This window comes from Butyricicoccus sp., from assembly GCF_050872565.1.
Taxonomy (GTDB): domain Bacteria; phylum Bacillota; class Clostridia; order Oscillospirales; family Butyricicoccaceae; genus Butyricicoccus_A.
On sequence record NZ_JBNMHC010000284.1, the window covers coordinates 1 to 3,005 of the forward strand.

Sequence of the window (3,005 nt, forward strand, 5' to 3'; positions counted from 1 at the left end):
GAAACCTGCTTCTCGCCCTCAAAATACAGCACACAGTCAACCATATGTTCCAAAATTTTCGGACCTGCCAATGTGCCTTCTTTGTTGACATGACCGACAATAAAAATCGTGACGTTGTGCCGCTTGGCATACTGCATGAGTGTCATTGCGCACTCTTTAATCTGCGTGGTATTGCCCGGTGCACTGTTGAGATCGGATTTGTAAATGGTCTGAATGGAGTCCACAATCAGAACGTCCGGCAGTAACAGTTCCGTTTCCGCCAGAATTTCTTCCAAATCCGTTTCTGCCAGTACAAATAGCTCCGGCGAGGAAATGTGCAGTCGATCCGCACGCAAGCGAATCTGCCGCAGCGATTCCTCTCCGGAGACATATAAAATCTTTGCCTGTCGGCTCATCTCCTGACACATCTGGAGCAACAGCGTCGATTTGCCAATGCCCGGCTCGCCGCCGACAAGAACAAAACTTCCGTGTACAGCACCGCCGCCCAACACGCGGTCCAATTCCGAAATGCCGGTGCGAAATCGCGTTTCTTCATTGGTTTCAATTTTTCCAATTTCCAGCGGTTTGTTGCGTTTTCGCTCGGTCTTCGGCAGGACACCGCGCGGCGCCGCTGCATTTTTCGCCTCTTTGAATTCGTCCATCGAATTCCACGCGCCGCAGGATGGACATTTTCCGTACCATTTTGGACTCTCATAACCGCATTCATTGCATAAAAACACTGTTTTTTGCTTCATAAACTGTTTAACCTTCTAAATAATTCAAGTATCCATGTATCATGCAGACAGATAGTTTTTTCTGATACCCGTCTTGCTTTAATTGCTCGGTTTCCTGCTGATTGGACAAGAAGCCGCATTCCACAATAATCGCCGGGCAGGTCAAATGTTTCATCAGATACACGCTGTCTGGTGCTTGTTTTGCTGTGCGCTGCCGAATCGGCTGCAGTCCCAGTGTCAATTGATCCTGAACCGATTCGGCAAGCAATTGTCCTTCTGGATTGTTTTTTGACCAAAAGACTTGTGCACCAGTATATTGACTGTCTGAAAACTTGTTGAGATGTACCGATACAAAAATCGGGTTTTCTGCTTGATTTGTTAGTTCTTCTCGCGCATGAATATCTGCCACTTTGTTCTGCCGAACTGTGCTCGCTGGGTCATAATTTAAGGATTGTTGATCTGTCCGCGTCAAAACCGTGCGAATGCCGAAAAATCCAGCCAACGCCTGACATTTCTTGACAATTGCCAAATTGATGTCTTGCTCTGCGGTTCCGTCTTCCGCCACGGCACCGCCGTCTATGCCGCCGTGTCCCGCGTCCAGCACCAACGTATGTTGATAACTGTGCGGCGCAAAAACGCCAGAAAGCCGCAAGCGTTCTCCATATGACATGAACGCAGATACGATTGCCAGCAATAACACTGCTGCTAAGATTGCCCGTTTTTTTCTCCACATAGCTCTGCCCCCAAAGGTTCTCTAGGAACTATATGTCTATGCGTGCGGCATCATGCTAGAGGATATTATATCATCTTTCTCATGGTCGAGCAATCCTGTCATGCACGCCTCGTCGTTTCATATCTTCTCAAATTGTCCAGCGTTGACTGCTGGTCTGAAGGTCAACCATATGCGTATATCGTCCATGTTTAGCATAAAGCTCATCCGGCTTTCCCTGTTCAGCTACTACACCGTCCGACAGTACTACAATTTTGTCCGCACCTGCCACCGTACGCATACGATGGGCAATGATAAGTACCGTCTTATTCTGTATCAGCCGAGACAATGCTGTCTGAATGAGTGTTTCATTTTCCACATCGAGACTTGCTGTAGCTTCATCCAGCAGAATAATCGGAGCATCTTTCAAAAATGCTCGTGCAATAGAGATTCTCTGCCGCTCACCGCCGGAAAGCGCACAGCCGTTTTCGCCGATGGTAGTATTCCACTTGTCCGGCAGCTTTTCCGCAAACTCATCGCAATTGGCAAGTTTTGCCGCCGCCAAAACCTCTTCGTCAGTGGCATCTTTTTTGCCCAATCGAATATTTTCTAGAATTGTATTGTCAAATAATGTTACATCTTGAAATACAATAGAGTAGAGGCTCATGAGCTTTTCGGGATCAATTTTAGATACATCCATGCCGCCAACGGTGATGCTGCCTTTCTGATAATCCCAGAACCGTGCTGCCAGTCGAGACACCGTGGTCTTTCCGCCTCCAGATGAGCCGACAAGAGCTGTGACCTCTCCCTGCTTTGCGGTAAATGAAACATCGCGCAGAACGGTTTCGCCGGAATTGTATGCAAAACCGACGTGATGGAATACGATGTCGCAGCCCTGATTGGTCAATACTTCACTGCCTTGTTGAATCGGATGATCGAGAATCTCATTCATGCGTCCAACATTCGTTCGCATGGAAATCACCGCCGCAAGATTTTGTAAGGCGCTCTGCATCGGGTCATACAGACGGGAAGCAACAAGCAAAAACATAAACGATGTCAATACATCGATCTCGCCATTTATCAGCAGCACAGCACCGGTGAGTGCAACCGACGCGATACCCAGCTTCAACACCATCCCGGCAGAGGTCACAAACACAGCATTGGTCAGTTCCGCAGTGATGGAATGCTTTTCCACATCACGAATTTTTTGAGATAGTCCAGTCAAATATGCCTGTTCCGCATTATTGGCCTTTAAATCACGGAGGGCTTCTATATATTCTTGAATGCCGTCGGCACAGGTCATTTTTACCGACATTGTTTTTGCCTGTACACGATCCTGTACCTTATAACTTAACAACACAATAAGAATAGACACTGGAATCACCCACAGTGCAGCTAATGCCATGCGCGGCTCAAAGAAAAACAGTCCAAGTGCAATCAGCACCGTAGAAAGGAGAGAACCGAAAAGTCCCGGAATGAAGTGTGAGCAGGTCTTTTCCAACACTTCGCAGTCCGCCATAATCGTGCTGGTCAAGTCGGCAAGATCTTTCTTTCCAAAAAAGGATAATGGAAGCTTACGAAGA

Annotated in this window: 3 protein-coding genes; all 3 read right to left on the minus strand. The window is 47.5% G+C overall.

The genetic code is table 11. The features are described 5' to 3' along the window. Nucleotides 1-734, minus strand: a 734-nt coding sequence (locus ACR0P9_RS10100; RefSeq protein WP_432619776.1) for an ATPase domain-containing protein, incomplete at its 3' end; no start/stop codon positions are given. Between the two features lie 7 nt (nucleotides 735-741). Next, on the minus strand, nucleotides 742-1,446 hold the full coding sequence (locus ACR0P9_RS10105) for an N-acetylmuramoyl-L-alanine amidase (protein ID WP_432619779.1): 705 nt from the start codon (nucleotides 1,444-1,446) through the stop codon (nucleotides 742-744). A 127-nt stretch (nucleotides 1,447-1,573) separates the two neighbouring features. Further along, nucleotides 1,574-3,005 (minus strand): ABC transporter ATP-binding protein (locus ACR0P9_RS10110; protein ID WP_432619781.1); only part of this gene is annotated, 1,432 nt, incomplete at its 5' end.

Coding starts and splice junctions, on each gene's coding strand:
- ACR0P9_RS10105 (WP_432619779.1), bottom strand. CDS start 1,446: ATGTGGAGAAAAAAACGGGCAATCTTAGCAGCAGTGTTATTGCTGGCA.